This is a genomic window from Syntrophomonas wolfei subsp. wolfei str. Goettingen G311, from assembly GCF_000014725.1.
Classification (GTDB): Bacteria; Bacillota; Syntrophomonadia; order Syntrophomonadales; family Syntrophomonadaceae; genus Syntrophomonas; species Syntrophomonas wolfei.
This window is the reverse complement of record NC_008346.1, coordinates 2514418-2533077: the sequence shown is the minus strand read 5'-3', so window position 1 is coordinate 2533077 and position 18660 is coordinate 2514418. Positions and strand designations below refer to the sequence as shown.

16 protein-coding genes and 1 riboswitch are annotated in these 18660 nt (G+C 44.6%); of the genes, 7 read left to right on the top strand and 9 right to left on the bottom strand.

Features of this window, described 5'->3' with window-relative positions:
* Window positions 1-21: 21 nt before the first annotated feature.
* The 3 genes from SWOL_RS11335 (at window position 22) to SWOL_RS11325 (ending at window position 1770) form a co-directional block, all read left to right on the top strand.
* Complete coding sequence (locus SWOL_RS11335) at window positions 22-348, top strand: hypothetical protein (RefSeq protein ID WP_011641576.1); 327 nt, start codon at window positions 22-24, stop codon at window positions 346-348.
* Between the two features lie 234 nt (window positions 349-582).
* Entirely contained in the window at window positions 583-903 is a 321-nt protein-coding gene (locus SWOL_RS11330; protein WP_011641575.1) for a TIGR04076 family protein, read from the top strand.
* Window positions 904-978: 75 nt separating this feature from the next.
* Window positions 979-1770 carry a transposase gene (locus tag SWOL_RS11325; protein ID WP_341271078.1) on the top strand — a complete coding sequence of 264 codons (792 nt, stop codon included), beginning with the start codon at window positions 979-981 and terminating at the stop codon, window positions 1768-1770.
* A gap of 89 nt (window positions 1771-1859) precedes the next feature.
* Here the strand turns inward: SWOL_RS11325 and SWOL_RS11320 are convergent, their stop codons facing one another.
* The gene (locus tag SWOL_RS11320) at window positions 1860-2228 is read right to left on the bottom strand and encodes a cupin domain-containing protein (RefSeq protein WP_011641573.1); all 369 of its coding nucleotides are present in this window, start codon (window positions 2226-2228) and stop codon (window positions 1860-1862) included.
* A 170-nt stretch (window positions 2229-2398) separates the two neighbouring features.
* On the bottom strand, window positions 2399-3979 hold the full coding sequence (gene hcp / locus SWOL_RS11315; protein ID WP_011641572.1) for a hydroxylamine reductase: 1581 nt from the start codon (window positions 3977-3979) through the stop codon (window positions 2399-2401).
* 183 nt (window positions 3980-4162) lie between these two features.
* Here hcp and SWOL_RS11310 point away from each other — a divergent pair, with 183 nt between their 5' ends.
* Both SWOL_RS11310 and SWOL_RS13765 read left to right on the top strand, forming a co-directional pair.
* On the top strand, window positions 4163-4822 hold the full coding sequence (locus SWOL_RS11310; protein WP_011641571.1) for a Crp/Fnr family transcriptional regulator: 660 nt from the start codon (window positions 4163-4165) through the stop codon (window positions 4820-4822).
* A gap of 80 nt (window positions 4823-4902) precedes the next feature.
* A riboswitch (molybdenum cofactor riboswitch) is annotated at window positions 4903-5019 on the top strand.
* 421 nt (window positions 5020-5440) lie between these two features.
* Window positions 5441-8752 carry a hypothetical protein gene (locus SWOL_RS13765; protein WP_011641570.1) on the top strand — a complete coding sequence of 1104 codons (3312 nt, stop codon included), beginning with the start codon at window positions 5441-5443 and terminating at the stop codon, window positions 8750-8752.
* A 164-nt stretch (window positions 8753-8916) separates the two neighbouring features.
* Here SWOL_RS13765 and SWOL_RS11300 read toward each other — a convergent pair whose 3' ends face one another.
* The gene (locus SWOL_RS11300) at window positions 8917-9789 is read right to left on the bottom strand and encodes a DNRLRE domain-containing protein (protein ID WP_011641569.1); all 873 of its coding nucleotides are present in this window, start codon (window positions 9787-9789) and stop codon (window positions 8917-8919) included.
* A gap of 236 nt (window positions 9790-10025) precedes the next feature.
* Between SWOL_RS11300 and SWOL_RS11295 the strand changes: the two genes are divergently transcribed.
* Window positions 10026-10214, top strand: a complete 189-nt coding sequence (locus tag SWOL_RS11295) for a ferritin-like domain-containing protein (protein WP_011641568.1) — start codon at window positions 10026-10028, stop codon at window positions 10212-10214.
* Window positions 10215-10324: 110 nt separating this feature from the next.
* Here SWOL_RS11295 and SWOL_RS11290 read toward each other — a convergent pair whose 3' ends face one another.
* Window positions 10325-10969 (bottom strand): zinc ribbon domain-containing protein, encoded by a 645-nt coding sequence (locus tag SWOL_RS11290; protein ID WP_011641567.1) that lies wholly within the window; start codon window positions 10967-10969, stop codon window positions 10325-10327.
* A gap of 251 nt (window positions 10970-11220) precedes the next feature.
* Here SWOL_RS11290 and SWOL_RS11285 point away from each other — a divergent pair, with 251 nt between their 5' ends.
* Entirely contained in the window at window positions 11221-12021 is an 801-nt protein-coding gene (locus tag SWOL_RS11285) for a S1C family serine protease (protein WP_011641566.1), read from the top strand.
* Window positions 12022-12203: 182 nt separating this feature from the next.
* On the opposite strand, the gene SWOL_RS11280 is transcribed toward SWOL_RS11285, so the two are convergent.
* The 5 genes from SWOL_RS11280 to SWOL_RS11255 form a co-directional block, all read right to left on the bottom strand.
* Window positions 12204-13916: an S-layer homology domain-containing protein gene (locus tag SWOL_RS11280; RefSeq protein ID WP_011641565.1), complete on the bottom strand. Its 1713-nt coding sequence runs from the start codon at window positions 13914-13916 to the stop codon at window positions 12204-12206.
* A gap of 268 nt (window positions 13917-14184) precedes the next feature.
* Complete coding sequence (gene prxU / locus SWOL_RS14980) at window positions 14185-14901, bottom strand: thioredoxin-dependent peroxiredoxin (RefSeq protein ID WP_242649329.1); 717 nt, start codon at window positions 14899-14901, stop codon at window positions 14185-14187.
* Between the two features lie 188 nt (window positions 14902-15089).
* Window positions 15090-16910 carry a CotH kinase family protein gene (locus SWOL_RS11265; protein ID WP_155814227.1) on the bottom strand — a complete coding sequence of 607 codons (1821 nt, stop codon included), beginning with the start codon at window positions 16908-16910 and terminating at the stop codon, window positions 15090-15092.
* 14 nt (window positions 16911-16924) lie between these two features.
* Window positions 16925-17542, bottom strand: a complete 618-nt coding sequence (locus tag SWOL_RS11260; protein ID WP_081424897.1) for a DUF4956 domain-containing protein — start codon at window positions 17540-17542, stop codon at window positions 16925-16927.
* A gap of 177 nt (window positions 17543-17719) precedes the next feature.
* Window positions 17720-18406 carry a polyphosphate polymerase domain-containing protein gene (locus SWOL_RS11255; protein WP_011641560.1) on the bottom strand — a complete coding sequence of 229 codons (687 nt, stop codon included), beginning with the start codon at window positions 18404-18406 and terminating at the stop codon, window positions 17720-17722.
* Window positions 18407-18660: the final 254 nt, after the last annotated feature.

Here is an 18660-nt window from a genome sequence, read left to right as displayed (position 1 = left end):
TTTCACCGTATAAGCCGTAGCATGCGTGGGGTTGCTCCTCAGCATTGCCCTGTTTGTGCTACTATAAAAGTATTAAGCATTGAGTATAAAGCTGAACTTGGGGATCTGACCGATGAAAGAAAGCAGCAAATAAACCGAGCCATAGAAGATGGAAAAAACTATGGCTATGTGTTAGATGCCACCAGATACTTTTTTGTAGACAAATTTTATTACACTGACTTTAAGAAGATAACGCCAAGAGCACCTATGGGATCACGAGTATTTGATTTGACACAAATTCTGGAGACAGAGAAGCTGTCTGAAACACAGGAGATTGCTGAGTTACTTAATGTTAAGACATGGGGGTAATTGTTGGAGGGAATGAACATGTATGAAGCAAAGGTCAAGGATGATGAAATTGCCTTGACGTCCATGATGCGGATGTGTTTGTTTATAACTGCGCGAGGGCTGCACTAGCAGGTAATGCGGAATTAAGCAACTTCTCTCCTGCTAAATTATTTGATGCTATTTATAAAGCTGACGAGAATAAAAAATAGAGAATCAGGTCAATGGTGAAGTAATTCCCCAGATCGGAGGAACGCAATGAAGAAAGTAAAAATAACTGTCATGAAGACGGCTTGCTATAAAGACTTAATTGAAAAATATGAAAACCCCATCACTCATGCCTGTGATATGGTTGAGGGCCAAGTGTTCATTGCTAATGGCTGGCAGAAACCAGAAGGCTTTTGCGATAGCGCATGGGATAGTGTTTCTTCATTTGTAATGACTCTTGCTCATGGTGGCGAAGACTTCTATGATGGTTGGATGAAGAATAAAAAGTCAGCTATGATTTCGTGTAATGATGGCTTCCGCCCAGTTAGCTTTCTGCTTGAGACAATGGATGAGGATAGTGAGGAAAACTAATGGCCCAAAGAGAACGTTATGATGTGCTGGTTAGCGTGACAAGGGGACGGGGGTATTGACACACAATGATTATATGTGGTATTAATTACCACAGAGGTGATTTTTGTGCCAAGAGTGGCCAGGATAAAAAGTAAGAGTGGAATATACCATATTATTATGAGAGGAATTAATCGTCAGATTGTGTTTGAGGAGAATGAAGATTGCGTCAAATTTATTCAAACCTTGCAGAAATACAAGGCGATTTGTAAATACAGATTATATGCTTATTGTTTAATGGGTAATCATCTCCATTTACTGTTGATGGAAGGCACGGAACCCCTAGGGAATGTGATGCGAAGGATATGTAGCAGCTATGTTTTATGGTACAACAAAAAGTATGACAGGGTAGGGTACTTATTTCAGGATCGATTTAAAAGCGAGCCTGTAGAAGATGATGGATATTTTCTAACAGTACTTAGATATATATTTCAGAATCCTGTAAAAGCTGGTATAGTAACTAAAATTAAAGATTATAAGTGGACTAATTATACTGACTACATTGAAGGAAGCAATAAAACCGATACGGACTTTGTTCTTGATTTTTTTAATACAAATAGAGAAAGAGCAATAAGGAGTTTCATTGAGTATATAAACAAAACGAACGATGATAAATGTCTGGATATCCCGGGAAAACGGCAGTTAACGGATGAAGATGCTAAAAAAATAATCAAGGATCATTGTCATATTTATAATGCGCTAGATTTGTATAAGTTTGATGTTAATAAGAGAAATCAATACTTAAAAGAGTTGAAGGAAGGTTATGGCTTATCAATTAGACAAATAGAGAGGTTGACGGGAATTGGCAGGGGGATTATCCAAAGAGCCTAGTGTGACAAAACCCCCGTCCCCATGACACACGCGGTGTTATTCTTGTTCGGATATTTTTAAGAAAAGCTCCGAAGATTTTCTCTTATGCCTTATGGGCGGTGGTGTTGTTTCGGCTTATTGGGGTCCTTTACAGCATTCTTTATAGTGTTCGGAACTTTGATAACATAAACCGAAAACAAGCACCCCTGTGAGGCTTCCAGACTATGTGGTATTTGCGCTGGACTAACTATTATATCCCCGGATGAAACTATCGCACTTTCTTCGCCTACAGTAATAATACCTTTGCCTTCTATAACTTGAAACAGAACATCCACCGGTGTTTTGTGGGAAGGAACCTGTTCTCCTGGTTCGAGAAGCAAATTGATAATACCAATTTCGGGCATGTCTACGATCGGCTTGCCTTTTATACCCCAGCCAGTCTGCATATAGGGCAACTCATTCACCTTGATAATTTCCATTTAGACCACCTCCTATATATTTTAAACTAATAAGGTTACTTTTTCTTCTTTCGAATCGATTAGCCAACGGCTTAGCATTTGGCTGAATCTCTCTGGACGAATAGTGTCTATTGCTCTTAAAAGAGATTATCCCGAAATGCGCTATTTTGAGACAGTCCCTGCTGTATAGATTATCCGAGGATTTTCTTCAGATCTTCATCAGGTGTCGAAATCGGGGAAATGTTAAAGTTGTCCACTAAATAATTCAGGACGTTAGGAGAAACAAAGGCCGGAAGTGTTGGCCCCAGGTAGATGTTTTTGATACCTAAAGACAGCAGTGTCAGTAAGATGCTGACCGCCTTCTGTTCATACCAGGAGAGAACCATGGTAAGAGGCAGTTCATTCACACCGCAGTCAAAAGCTTCAGCAAGTGCTACCGCGACACGAATCGCACTGTAGGCATCGTTGCACTGCCCCATATCCATGATACGAGGTAGTCCGCCGATTTCTCCCCAATCCAAATCATTGAAGCGGTATTTGCCGCAGGCCAGCGTCAGAATCACACTGTCCTGAGGTGTCTGGCGAACAAACTCGGTGTAATAGTTACGACCAGATTTGGCGCCGTCACAGCCGCCGACCAGGAAGAAGTGCTTAATGGCTCCAGCTTTAACGGCATCGATTACCGTATCTGCAACCGACAGTACAGTACCGTGCCCAAAGCCGGTTGTTACCTGTGTTCCTCCGTTAATACCGGTCATTCTGTGCTCCTCGGTATAACCTCCCAGTTCCAGTGCCTTTTCAATGACTGGTGTGAAGTCTTTAGCTTCATCAATGTGCACCATTCCCGGATAAGCTACCACCGCGGTGGTGAAGACGCGATCACGGTAGCTGTCTTTTACCGGCATCAGGCAGTTGGTGGTGTAGAGAACAGGTGCGGGAATATGGTCAAGTTCCTTTTGCTGGTTATACCATGCGGTGCCAAAGTTACCTTTAAGATGGGGATAAGCCTTCAGTTTCGGATATGCATGGGCGGGAAGCATCTCGCCATTTGTATAAATATTAATGCCCTTATCCTTGGTTTGCTCTAACAGCTGATACAAGTCATATAGATCATGGCCCGTTACCACGATAAAAGGACCTTTCTCAATGGTAAGCGGTACAGTTGTGGACACGGGTGTTCCGTAAGTTTCCGTATTTGCTTTGTCCAGCATCTCCATGCATTTGAGGTTGACGGTGCCGCTTTCCATTACCAGGGGCAGTAGTTCGTCCATACCCCAATCCTCACCGATAGCAAACATGCCCTTATAGAAGAAATTGTTTACTTCCTCATCGCTATACCCCAGGATCAGTGCATGATAGGCATAGGCTGCCATACCGCGCAGACCGAACAGGAGCAGAGATTTCAGAGAACGAATGTCCTCGTTGTCATTCCACAGCTTTTCAATATCATAATCACCGGTATTGACACCAGGGTTTCCAACCTGAGCTAGCAAAGTATTTTTCGCGTTGCGGACCGCTTCAATCTGGCGGGTTACTGCTTCGTTGTCAAAGTTTACGTTGGTGACTGTGGTAAAAAGGGCTTCCAGCATGGTGCGGTGTGTCGATGCATTAGGCTTATTCACCTGTGCTGCACGCGCCAAGCCAACAAGCGCGCCGGTCAGTACATCCTGTAATTTGGCAGTATCCGCTTTTTTGCCGCATATACCTGCTTTACCAATACATGCGCTTGATTTTGTGGTCTGCTCACACTGAAAACAAAACATATCTGACATTATAATTACCTCCATCCATTTTGTTTTGTTAGTCTAAAATCCTTCCGTCAGAGGAAATGATGAACACCTGCCATCCTTCCCTCCTCTCTGTAAATACTATATCATAGACGTTTTGCTTCAATCGGTTGCAAATGCAACACAAACATGATAAATTTAACCATAATAAAAGGATGTGAGTTGTATATGCAAAGAGATTTGGGGAAAAACGTTAAATTATTTAATGATATCAAAGCAGATGATTTGTCTGTTATGTTGTCCTGTCTTGGTGTGAAAAACCAACAATATGAAAAAAGAAGTATTATTATAATGGCGGAAGATAATGTGGATCATGTGGGGGTTGTTTTGCGGGGGGCAGTCCTGATTGTGAAAGAGGATTTTTCCGGGAACCGATCGATTGTTGATCATATCGGGCAGTATGAAATGTTCGGTGAAGCCTTCGCTTGTGCCGGAATACAAAAATCACCGGTCACAGTTGTTGCTGCTGAAAAAAGCGAAATCATGTGGATTCAGTTTCGCCGGATATTCAATACATGCTCTATGAGTTGCGTATTTCATGCCAAGCTAATAGAAAATATGATGAAAGTACTCGCTGTAAAGAACTTGCAAATGAATCAAAAACTAGAAATTACATCGAAAAGAAATTTGCGGGATAAACTGATGGCGTATCTTCTCATACAGGCAAAAGAGGCCAAATCTTTTGATTTTATAATACCGTTGAACAGAAGCGAGCTGGCAGATTACCTATATGTGGACAGAAGCGCCTTGTCTAGAGAACTATGCAAAATGAGAGATGAAGGGCTCATAGAGTTTAAAAAGAACCACTTTTGCATGTCCCCCATGTAACCCAAGAAAACAATTCTTTTCTTGCAATAATTTGCTTATAAGTGTAGAATTTTATGAAAATACACTGGTGATTCACAACATTTACATACTTTTTCCGAACTTGAGGACCTAAAGCAAATGCCATGGTATCAAGTCATTGGGTACACCGGGAAACGGGTGTGCCTCCCACTGTGGAAAGGAGAACCTATATCCAAACGGTTGCTATTAAGGGGCAAGTTTGTTCTTTCACAGACTTGCCCTATTTTAATAGTTATTCCAGCCCGGTACTGCTTTCTGCCGGGTTTTAGTATTTCTAGGATAATTAACGTTCTAACTGTAATAATGGAGGAGGTTATAGATAGTAAAGGATTAATTAAGTCGATAATATGAGGCGAGAAACTTATATATAGATAGAGATATTAAGATAGAGAAAGATTGGGGGGATTAAAATATGCTTTGTATATTTCAAAATGGGGAATATTAGTTCCTCTTTTTTAGTTTATAGCCATATCGTAAGTTGTTACATGTAGTATTTGGATAATAACAAAAAAGAGCTTAATATGGGGAAATGAGGGGGTGGCAAACCACTGGTACAGAGGGAAAATAGACCTAAGATAAAACAGGAAAGAGGTGGGTTTTATGTTGAATAAGAAAAAAGGGTGGGGTAAATTAGTTGCCCTGTGCATAATGTTTGCATTGCTTTTTGGGTGTAGCGGCTTAATGATGCCGGATATGGTTGATGCTACTGGCAACAATAATCAGACAAACGATGACATTATTAGGATTGCTGAGGCATCGACAATTGATGTTCTCTTTGATGGTGAAATTGCTTTAACACCGAATGAGACCTTTATCTTGACTGCTTATACCTCAGATAAATCTTATACTGTCAGCAAAACTACACCACTGGGTGCACTTCAGGCAGCCGCAACTGCCAGTGGTTTCATCTTTGACGTTACTGACAAGAAATATGATTCATCTAAGGTTCTCCTGTTAGATAATATAGGAAACTATAAATATGTTAAGGGCGGGAGTAAGTGGTATGCTTACGTCAATGACGTCTATAAAGATGGCTATGACAATGCTGCTGATGGCTTGAACCTGATAGAGCTCGTAGACGGGGACCGGGTGGAATTCTATTATGCTGCCGGTATTGCTACTCCCAATGACCATAATGCGGTTAAGGCAGCAGCTACCGCAGCCGTAAAAACCGTTGCTCGTACAGGTGTTGCCCCAACGGAATGGACCCTGCAGCTCTCGGGGGCTAAGGATGAAAAGGTAAGCAAGGCGTACTTCGAGAATGGTCTTGCCTGTGCTTCCTCAACCCATAAGGTGTCCTGGACCGACACTGATGGTAATGTCTGGGGAGGCGTACCCTTATGGTTGCTAGTTGGCATGGTTGATGATAACCCCGATGTTGGTGTTAAGCACTTCAACTTTAACGATGACCTCGCTGCCCAGAAGTATCAGGTTAATGTTATAGCGGGAGACGGGTGGAAGGCCACCCTCGATAGCGATATAATTGCCCGCAATAATGGGTATATTATCGCCAATACCCTTAACGGCGAACCTCTCCCACAAAAGCTTGATTCAGGAAAAGGCTCCTGGCCTTTGCATCTGAAAGGTGAGGCTATTTTTGGTGGACAACAGGTAGGCAATGTTGTTAAGATCGAGCTGTCAAATCTTCCTGAACCAGCTGCGGGATGGACCCTGGAATTGAGCGGGCAAGTAGGGGATACCATCACCCAGGAGGAGTTTGAAAAAGGACTGGCCTGTACGGGGTCAGGTCATTATAAAGAATGGACTGATAAGGAAGGTAATGTCTGGTCGGGTGTGCCCCTCTGGGTACTTTTGGGTGCCGTAGATGACATCGAGAAAGGTGGGCATTGGACTTTTAATGAATCCCTGGCTATAGGTTATACGGTAAAAGTTAGTGCAGCAGACTTTAGCAAGACTTTTAACGGGGCTGATATAGCTAGAAGTGATAACTATATTATAGCTAACAAGATGAACGGTAAACCTCTTACCGACTCATATCCGTTGCGCCTGGTTGGTTCTGGTGTTACTAAAACCGATGGTTCAGGGGGACTTGGGGGTAAAGCTGTCGGTAACATTACTAAGATAGAAATACCAGAGTTGCAGACTCCAGCGGCTGTCGAAGGTAGTTGGAACCTTACTCTGACCGGCAAGATTAGTGATGTTTTTTCACAAGAAGAGTTTGAGGCTGCTCTCACCTGCCCAAATTCGGGCCACTTAGTACAGTGGACTGACGGTAATAATGATGTATGGTCCGGCATACCTCTATGGTACCTAAACGGCTGGGTAGACGATCGGCAGCCTCATAAGTACAATGCTAATCTGGCCACCGCTGGTTATACGATACTGGTCAAGGCTGCAGACGGCTATACCAAGGATTTTTCCAGCAAGGATGTAGCCTGGAGTAACAACTATATAATTGCAAATAAATTAAACGGAAAACCCCTAACTGATTCATGGCCACTGCGCTTGGTTGGTGCTGGTGTTGCCAAAGCTGATGGCTCCCTGGGTGGTACCAGTGTTGGGAATATCGCGGAGATTGCATTAACCTCTTTTGAGACTGCCGTTCCTATACCAGAAGTGCGTATTGTTAAGTACAGCGAGGATCATACTACTATCCTCCAGGAAAAAACCGTTGATTATTTATGGATGAAGGATAACCTGAATGTTATTGGCGACGGGGAAACGGTATACAAATTTGAAGGGATTACCAACAACCCGGATGATGTTTGGGATGCTGATGAGACCTATCCCGGCGGTTACAAGGTAGCCAATGCCGTAAAAGGTAGCCGCATCAAGGACCTTTGTGAGCTTGTGGGTGGCATGGGGGCCGGTACGGAAATAGTATTTGTTGCTAAAGACGGCTTCGAGACCAGGCTTCCTTACTCCTCCATATATACCGACCCTTCAGTGCAAGCACGACAAGGGGATGCGATTCTGGCTTGGTGGGGTGACGGGAAATATGTACCCGACTATGCAGATGGTATGCGTTTATTCTTCACTCCAGGGGGTGACAACGTCTACGGCCAATGGGATATGCATGAGACCCTTCCGGAAAACTACTGGCATTACTATTACGGTGATGGTGTCCAGTATCCTTCTTGTGCCGGTTTATCAGCCAAGTATATTACAGAGATCAGGGTATACTCCGTGCCTCAGGGGGATTGGACACTGGCGTTGGATGGTCAGGATATAGGTGGTTTACAATATGAAGTAAGCAAAACCTATTTCGAATCGGCTCTGGCCTGTCAGTTTAAAGCTAACCACAAGGCAAGCTACACTGATTCAAAAGGGCGACTCTGGGAAGGTATGCCTCTGTGGTTCCTGCTTGGATTCGTTGATGATGCTGATCAACACTCCAGTAAGGCCTTTAATGATGTACTGGCTAAAGCTGGGTACCAGGTAGTGATTACCGCTGCTGATGGTCATTCGATAACTATTGATAGTACAGATATTGATCGCAACCATAACTATATTATCGCCAATTCACTCGACGGGGCGCTTATACCTGAGTCTGATAGTAGTTGGCCGCTCCGCCTGGTTGGAGCAAATGCCAGCGGAGCAACATCTATTTCCCAGATTGTGAGCATCAAACTGCTTAAATCGTTTAAAGACTGGCCACTTAAATATGAGCCGGTTCACAGCACACACGATTGGAATATTATATTCAGTTTGCCAGTATCAAAAACCCAGAATCTGGACGATCACATTTATGTAACTGATGTTGCTGGCAAGAAGGAACCTGTTACCTGTAAAGTCAATCCGGAAAATCCCAAGGGTATCCAGGTATCACCACCCCAAGGAGGCTATCAGCCTGGGGGAAGCTACACTTTATGGATTGATGGTAGTTTAGAATCTGAAGGTGGTAAACTGCTTAAACAGCCGTACAAGCTTCAATTTAAGATTGCCAATTAAGCCCGATAAGATAAATTATCCTTCGTAAGCAAGTATTTATTGTTACCTCCGGAAAAAGAGGCGGCCTAAAGGCCGCCTCTTTCCAAAATATATGGAGGCTGCTTACTGCTATGTCTCCCAGCTAGCTGCCTCCATATCTCCATTTTAATAACAAAACCTGCAATTTAGTGGCCGTCAAGCGTAAATTCCACCAGTAAAATTGGCCGTTTAGATTCCTCAAAATACCGTCTGCTCCTAAATCCCAACAATCCATTATTTTCCAAGCCGGTGATAATGAAACCCTGGTTATGTTCAGGATGCCGGTGCCATTCCCTGGCCAGATCGCTTATATCAATATTCAGGAAACGAAAATGCTTGGGATTGATCTCCGTAGAATAGTGCTGGGTAGTACTGCTCTGTGGTTGCGTGTCCCAGGTGATCGTACTTTCATTCCAGGCTTCAATTACCGGCCTTATTGTTAGTACCGGGTCTTTATAAGTAATCTCGTTTCTACATAGGTTTAATATCAGGTTAGCCTTAGTGATCCTCGCCTGCTTGGATAGTGGTCGCATGTCAAAGTGCAGCAGTGAGTGATAAATATCCCCGGAGGAAAGATCACGGCCTACATAGTTTGATAGTGAGTTTCTATAGTTATGGTTGGCATAATATTTGCTAATATAACTATCTTGATTGGGGGTTATGATTAGGACTTTTACTTGATTCCCTTCCCGGTGGGACTCGGCGGTAAAAGCGGACTGGCCCTCTATATCATTATTAACATTAATAGCAAGCTCATTCTTAGTTTCGGGATCAGCCATCCTAGTCCTTGCCGGGTCACTTTTCTCCCCATTATCTGAACTTGCTTTATCAGAAAGCTTCTGCATCAGTTTCTGGAGCAAAGCAGCGTGTCTCTTCTCGCTGGAAAGTATGTTTCGCGTTATTTCTTCTTGCAAATTCGGGTCTGGTATCTGGGAAGAGATATCCTGATATAGTTCCAGTAATTTCGATTTGTTTTCCATAGCCGTGGATAACATGGAGTTAAGGTCTTTTGAATTCATTGGAATAACCACCTCCAAAGATTTATGCACCATCTTATGGTCCTGGCATGAAAAATGTTCCATATATACACAATAATTACAAAATGGTCTTTCCCAACCTGGATATAGTTTAACTATATTAAAACATCCCGCTTGCCTCATTGGCCTAGAGGAAACAGTAACCAATTAAATTGGAAAACATATAATGAAATTACCGCAAAATACCAGGCGGATAAAAATATGGGAGGTGAAGAGGGTTGACATGTCAAAACTTCAAACAGATGGTATGGGAAGCGATTGCAGATGAAATTGGTGCGGTAGCTATGTATGCACAAATGGCCAATATGGTAAACAATGTAGAGCTCAAGACCCTGATACTCAGTATTGCTGGTGATGAGTATGGGCACGCTAAATTCTGGTTAGCCGTCTATAACCTGGATGACTAAAAAACAAGGCGAGAGTGTGTGTGCTCTCGCCTTAACAAAGCAGGGGGACGTTCTTTTTGCTTCCAAGATTTTTGTTTGATTTAATGGGCAAAAACAATGGATGTGGTATGCTAGAATTTTTCCCCACATTCTGCACAAAACTTGCTGCCGGGGTTTACTTTTGCTCCACAGGACGGGCAGAATTGCGCTGCTTTAAGTTTGGCCCCGCATTCCGGACAGAACTTGGCATTGCTGGCCAGGGGCGCCTCGCATTCCGGACAACTAGCCCGCACATTCTCCCGCCAATTCTCCAGACCAAGTTTCTTGTCCTCCTCAGCCATGGCAGCATGTGCCCATATCTCCTCCACTGACTTACTGGCCTGGGCTGCAGCCATTTCTACTCCCAGGTCAGGGGCACATTCTTTACACAGCCCTTTTTTCTTGTTCCAGCACTTCTGGCGGCACACCCAGGATGAACAGCGCGGGCACTGTATAAAATCAGGTTTTAGCTCGTTGCAGGCATCTTCAAAGGCATCATCATGTGATTTCTCCCAGGAAGCAGACCTGACTCTTTCACTAACATCAGCTGCACTGCTAAATAATCCGCCCAGCAAGCTGCCGGCAGTATCCAATACGCCGGTTACTGTACCGGTAATACTCGGTTTAAAGCGTGTCCGGTAACCGCTTCCGCAGCGGTCGCAGTAAAACTCGAATTGAAATCCCTTATTAGTGCTAAGATCACTATAATTTTTAACAAATTCGATCCTGTCCGCCATAGTTTACCCTCCTTCAAATGGTTAGCAAGCTAATATTTATTTGTAATTCTAACACATACAAACACCAGTAGGGGAGGGAATTCTCTCAGTTCCAAGGGGGAAGGCTGGTCATTTCAGTGCTATCTTGCTTCGGAACATCAATTATATGACTTCGATGCGTTATAATTGATGAAGAAGTCATTAAAGAAAATATAGCTGACTCTACTTAAAAACCCCTTTTTGACGCAGAAGATAGCAAAGAAGGTGAGAAGATGGATGAACAAGATTACCTGCAAAGCGAAGGGGAACATGATGATACGATAGATGAATACCTGGAAATGCTGGAGGAAGACGAGGCCTCCGCCGAGAGTAAACGAAGTCGGCCGGTTTTCAAAATCGGAGCTGTCGTAATTCTGTTGGCTTTTATAGCTTTTGCCTATGCCTGGCTGCCGTTTTTGTGGCCGCCTCATCTGGATTTTTTACAACAGGACCAGGCTTTATCTGAGGAAGATTTGGTGCTTCGTTGTAAACCGGCGGTAGTAAATATTCAGGCCAAGAAAACCGGGGATGCATTGAGCAGTCAGGGAACCGGTATTAACCTGGAAGCCGAGGGGATGATAATTACCAATCGTCATGTGGTGGAAGGGGCAGAATCGGTTAAAGTAAGTTTTAGCGATGAAAAGAGCTATTTTAGCCAGGACATGGAAATCATTGATGGCTATGACCTGGCGGTTATAAGACTGAAAGCCAAGGACCTTCCATTCGTGGCCGTAGAAACAGAGCAGATGGTGGAGCGGGGACAAATTGTTACTATTATCGGTAACCCCCGTGGATTCCAGCGCATATCTTCCCGGGGGGAAGTGAAAGAGTATTTTGAAAGCGATGCCGGAATGCCGGCGTTTACTATCAATGCCACCATTGCTCCCGGCAGCAGCGGCAGCCCGGTTTTGGATGAAAAGGGGTGCTTGGTAGGCATCATTTTTGCCATTGGAACCGTAAAACTCGATGGTGAAGAGCAGGAGCGGGCTCTGGCTATTCCCGCCACTGCCCTGAATTATACTGAAGCGAGGTGAGAATATGTACCCCGCTTCCTTAATTCGGTTCCGGTTAACAAAACAGGCGGCGGATTCTATCCCCCACCGTTGCAGGGTTTGTTGAAACGGCTCCGCAGTTTCTTCCGATGCTTAAACAAAGAATTAATCCCGGTCCCCACTTTAGCAGGACCGGGATTAAGCGTCTTAATAACTCTAAATAATTAGATGCTTATAGTGGAAGAGTACCAGACATTGCTCTTTTTAATGAGAAAGATATGCTGGCCGGTAAGCTGGGCATTGGTTTTAAACCACAAGTTGCTGTCGCTGTTGGCCGTAAGCTCGCTGACCTGGCCATCGGGCTTTATCTGAAACATACAGGTAAAGCTGGACAGGTCGAGATCCCCCAGTTTGTATTCACTGTAGCTGTTGCCATTATGTTCGCCGCTCCTGCCGGTAGCAACGGCAGCTACTTCAACGGGAGCTGTCCACTCTAGAATAGCTTCATAGTTCTTATCGTCTTTGTCTACAACTTTGAGACTGTATTTACCAGATGGCTTTTGTACATTAAACCACAGGGTGCTGTCAGTATTGGGGGTAAGCTGCAGCGCATCAGCATTGTCCTTTTGCAGGCTGATGGATTTGACATTATCCTGGGCCAGGCTGATTTGCTTGGTATCTACCTCAAAAATGTATTCTTGATATACCTGCCCATCATGCCCGCCTACTTTGCCCGTTTCTTTCAGGCTGGCAGCAATGACTGGCAGTTTTTCTACAACGGTGACTTCACAAGTGGCCGACTTGCTTGACTCGCCCCGGCTGGCGGTAGCGATAATGTTAAGTGTACCGGTTTTATCGGCGGCGGCAGTAACCACTCCATTTTCAACAGTAGCCAGGTTGCTGTCGCTGCTGGACCATTTAACATTATTATCGCTGCTGCCATCGCTGTATTTAACGACAGCCTGGAGGGTGATGGATTTACCCTGCTGTACAGTGGCTGTAGCTGGCAGGCTTACGGATATAATTTCACCCTTGTTCAAAAGTCGCTGCAGTATGCTTGCCATCTCTGCCCGGGTGATGGCACTGTTGGGGTTGAAGTTCCCATTGGGGTTGCCGGAGATAATTCCTTCCTGGTAGAGAACCAGAATGTAACCTACATCCTCTCGGGAAATGAGAAGACCATCCTTGAAGGGAATATTGGTGGTATCTGCAGGCTCCAATCCCAGAGCCTTGGCAATCATAACCACTACCTGGACTCGGGAAGCCTGTACGGCCGAGTGGAAACGGTTCAGTTTGATAATGCCCTTTTTAGCGGCTTTATCAGCATCTCCCCTTAACCAGGCCGGAATGCCAGCTAATTTACTCTGCTCTTCATCGCTTATTTCTTCATCGTTGGCATCCCTGGCAGCATCGTCGGCAGCCACACGCATGGCCAAAGAAAGAGCTTCGGCCTGGGTTAGCTTCTGATCGGGCTTAAATGTCCCATCAGGATAACCCCGCAAAAGCCCAATAGCCGCCATCTCTTCGATACACTGGGCTCCCCAGTGACGCTGGCTATCGGTAAAGCGAACGGCTTTCCGCTGATCGGGATTATCGCTGTTATAGAACCGGTACTCCTCGCGCAGGGATGTTTTTACCCGCTCTTGCAGGGATTTCTTGACCGCCTTTTGTTCCTGTTTAGCTACTTTCTCTTCCTGCCGGGTTGTCTTTTGTTCCTGCTTGATGGCTTTTTGTTCTGACTTTAGCGATTTTTCTTCCTGACTACGGCTTTCCATTTGTTTTTGCTGGCCTGGGGCCGATAGCTTTTGGCTGTTTTCTGCTTTTGGATTGCTATTGCTGTTTCCCCAGCCATGGCCGTTATCCGGTTTGGCCATTACCCCCGTGGACAGCAATGCTACCAGCAGCAGAGCCAGTATGGACGACAGGGTTCTCTTCATAAATCTTTCCTCCTTTAGCTGTTCTTATTTATATATACGAAGGAGGAAATAGTTTTTTGGGGGTATCAAGGGAAATAGTGGCACTGTCTCTTTTCGCTTGTTCAGCCCTGCTTCCGGCCTTTTTTATTCCGGGGCAATAGCGGTATCGGTAAAGCAAGTGACATAATTAAATATGGACCCAAAAGGTAGGGGTTTAAATATTAATGGGAAAAAACGGGGACTATCCTTAACCGATAGTCCCCATTAATAAACTCATTATAATTACAATTTATTCTTCAAAAGCCTCACTTACTTTCCATACTTTCCATACGTTGCCGACCAAATCCGGCCCGGGTTTTAGTGTTTGTTTGCCGGGTCTCCATCCAGATGGGGTTGCCTCTGTTCCTTCCGAAGCTCTAACCAGTTGGAAGGCTTGAATTTGTCGGATAGATTCCTTGACATTTCTGCCTACTGGCGGTGTTAATACTTCAAACCCCTGAATAATCCCGTCCGGATCAATGATAAATCTTCCCCGGGTTTCAACACCACTATCTTCATCATAAATGCCATACATTTTACCAATACTGCCATCCTGGTCTGAGAGCATGGCAAAAGGAATATCCCGATTTATCATCTTGGATAATTCATGGTCATTCCACATTTTGTGTACAAAGATACTATCAACACTACAGGAAAGAACCTCGACACCTAAATTCTTGAATTCTTCATACTTTTCAGCAACTGCTGAAATTTCAGTAGCTCAGACAAAGGTAAAATCACCTGGATAAAAGCACAATAGCACCCATTTGCCTTTAAACTCCGAGAGACTTATGTTGAAAAATTTGCCTGCTGAATAAGCAGAAGCAGTAAAATCCGGGGCTGGCTTACCTACTTTTACCATAGATGATTTCGCCTCCTTAATAATAATTTGCTCATTTTCTTCGCTTGCGATAGAGGGTTTTTTAATAGGGGGCCTTTGACAACCTGCTTTGAATTCTTCCGGCATAAAACCAACCTCCTTTCTATGTTTGAATTATAACATAATATTATAGTACAGCAAGGTTCGCCAAACGGCTTTTATTAAACCTTGTTAGCAATTCACCTTTCGTAACCAATATGGTCTACCCAATCGAAAGCAATTCCCATCAGAAGCGTATATATCCCACTTGTTAGCAACGAAAATATGCTAAGGCTCTAACTGGAATACTTTCTTCTTTTGTATTTCCAGACAAATAACAAGCCAAGCAGAATACTTAATGTTGCGACAGCCACATAGGCTATTTCTGTGCTAGTAATTCTGCTGCTTAAAGCTCTACCTCCGAAGGGGCCGTCTGGACCATTGGCTCTATCCCCGGGAGGAGCCCATTCATTTCGCCCCTCCATGGCCGCGGGCCTATTTCTCATCCTATCTATCATGTTGTCGTCCAGGCCCAATTCTTGGAGCCGGGCTATCTGGGCCGTGGATAATTGGCCGCCTTCGGCCTCCCGCATAATTTCAAAAGCCTTCATCATAGTTTCCGGGTCGGGCCTGTTTCCTCTGGGGAAAACACCCGGACCTTCCGGGGGAGCACCTGGCTCTTTCGAGGTTTCCCCCTCAGGTTTAACCATACCAGGTATGGCGGCTCCGCCGCCATCAGCGGGCCGGGCTCCGCCCCCTCTGTCGCCGCCCATACCTCCCAGGGCGCTTAAATCAATGCCGCTGGCGTCAATATTGGGGGTGCTGTTTTCATTTTGCCCTGTTGCCGTGGCTGCTTGTTCACCGGATAGCTGAGCCTGGATGCTCTGGGCCCGCAGGCGGGCAAACTCTACCAATACCGGGAGCGATTTCTCATATTCCGCATGGCTGTAGAAAGCCGTGGCGTCATTTTTCACCGAGCTGTTAATCATTTTATCCAGTTTTTCTACGCTATCTTCGAAGCGGCCGCTGTTAATATAGTCTTCGGTCAACTGCTGCAAATATTTATGGTACAGCTCGCGGTACTCGGGTATTTCTAGCAGTTTGCCAATCAGGGGGCGCTCGCTCAGATTAACGGTAAGCGGTGTATCGATGGGGAAGTTCACAGCTTTCTGGGCGCTGCTTATCTCATGCCCGGCAAAGGCCAGGTTGAAGTCCCAGGGCAGAATAGTGCATACCCCGTTTTCTTCATACAAGTAATAGTTGTGTTTCAGGCTGCCGACATAACTGTCAAAGTTAACCAAAAAGCTATTTACGGCAAAGTATCGCAATATGGAATCGATATCCAGATACTTTTCCAGCTCACTTCCATTATTCAGTTGCTCAATCATGGTAATAATCTTTTTAAAATCGCTGTCGGTGACATTATAGGCCGCCATCTTTCTGATGCCGGTATAGTTGGCGGCATCTTCCCCGGCCCATTTCAAATCGGAACCGGCCCCCTCCGGGCGATATAGATGCCCTTCCAGGCTGCCATAATTACGCTTGACAAAACTCTCTTCCATAGCCTCCACTGCCAGGTACAGGCCCCAGGGTTTGCTGTTAATGCTTATATTGGCATAGGCATATTTAGGGGTGACAACTCCCATATAGTCAAAGATTTCATAGGCCAGGTACTCTTTCATGTAGGTTTTATCCATAATAATGTTATTTAAAGCCAGCTTGTTCAAGCCCATACACGCTTGCCCTTCGACATAGGCATCAAATTTGACCTTGAAGCTGAAACGATCACTGTTTTTATCCTGCGCCACCATTCTCAAACTGGAGTTGCCTTTGGGCCTGATGCCTACATTGTGATAAGTATTGCCGTTTATAGTAATATCCGCTTGCCGGTATTCTTCCCGGGTAGCATTTTCTATAATCCAGTCAAAATCCTCCGGCTCCATTTCAATATTAATCTCCATGATTTGCTCTTTATTAAAAAGCTTACTGGCATATTCAGGCTCGGCTGGGGCAGCGCTATCCGGATGGTGGGGGTACAGCGTCAGGAAACTCGCAGCCAGAACAGCAAGTGACATCAGTATTAGCACCAGGGTATTCAGGTATTTACTCGTTATCATTGCTCTCACCGCCATTAAGACATATAGTCACCGTTGTAGCTTACCAGTACCGCATTATTTACCCCGGCGATACGGCTGACTTCATTAACAAATTGGGTGGACATATCCTTTAACCTGATTTCCACCGTCAGCTCCACTCCGCTGCTGGCCGCAACCGTTTTTGCTTTCACCACATGTTTTTTAACCTTTCCTTTCACATAGTCCAAGGCCTTTTGTTCACTATTGTCATCAGTGCAGTTTATTACCAGTATATAGGGGTTGTCGGTGCTCTTCTGGTTTACGAAGAAGAGCATGATTATCCCGATGAATAAGGAACCGAAGATGGCCAGGGGAATAAGCCCGGCTCCCAGTACAATACCGATGCTAATAGCCCAGAACAAAAAGGCGATATCGATGGGTTCTTTAATAGCGGAACGAAAACGGACTATGGACAAGGCGCCGACCATACCCAGGGAGAGAATGACATTGGAGCTGATGGCCATGATTATTAGTGTGGTTATAAGGGTCATCGCCAGCAGGGAAACACCAAAATTGGCGGAATACATGACTCCCTTGAAGGTCTTTTTATAAACCATAAAAATAAAGAGCCCCAGTATAAAAGCCAGTCCCAGGGCTATAGCGGTATCCAGCATAGAGAACGAGCTTATTTTATCTAAAAAGCTGGATTTAAAGATGTCATTAAAATTGAATTGCTCGATCGGGTTCACTTAATTCTTACCTCCCATTATATTTTTTTCTTTTCTTATCCCGCGCAGGGCAAAAACTAAGGTAAAAAGATCTGCGGGGAAGATGACCGTCCCTGTCTCAGATCAGCCCAATGCCCGGCAGGCGGCGTACTTGGAAATGGAACTGCTGCGGCGCTGGTTGGTTTGGATGATATCTCTTAGCAGTTCCGGTAGAAACTCATCATACTTTACTTCTAAAATAAGCATAGCCGCCGGGGCCATGGCTATAGTGGCCAATTCTGGATTCAGGAAATCCCGGGGAAAAAGAGTACTTTGCAATTGGCTGTCAAGAGTTATTCTCACATTACCCGGTTCATAGATATAGGCTTCGCGTCTATAATCGACTATAGTTTTGGGGCGTAAGAGCTGCTGCTTTATCCGGATATAGAACTCCTGCAGCAAAGCATTATGGCAAGAAAGCAACCAGTTGATATCGTTGCCGAGCAGTTTTTCACACTCTTCCCGGCTCAAGGGGGCTTTTTCTTTCCAACAAAGGCTATTAATTTTACTTTTCTTTTCCAGGCGGATGAAGGATGGATCGTTATTATAGAAACGCAGGCGAAACTTTTCCCGCCGGCTTATTCCGTTGATTTTATCCATCAAGGCCCGGTTATCCGGGCTGTCAAAATACAGGCTGCGTACCCGGTAGCTGCCATCGCTTCCGGCATAGCTGTCCCGCCGTGCGATATGTTTTAGCCGGTTGCGCAAAGTAATATAATCGGAAGTATTGATATAGTGTTTGATTTCATGCCTTAATTTGGGTTGCTCCATGCAGAATCACCTCCTTAAGATTAATGTTATATCCATCATAAAATAGCTCTCTTAAATGAATCTTAAGCTTAAAGATATTTTAAGATTGGCATGTTAATATGGGGATGAGGCGTGAGGCGTGAGGCGTAGGAATGAGGGGCTAAGCTTGTACCAAATAAACAATTTTGCCGCTCAAGTACCATCTGATTCATTATTACTAATGTTCGTGCCCTCTGGGTATGAGGGATAAATAAGAAAATGAAGCGGGCAAAAGA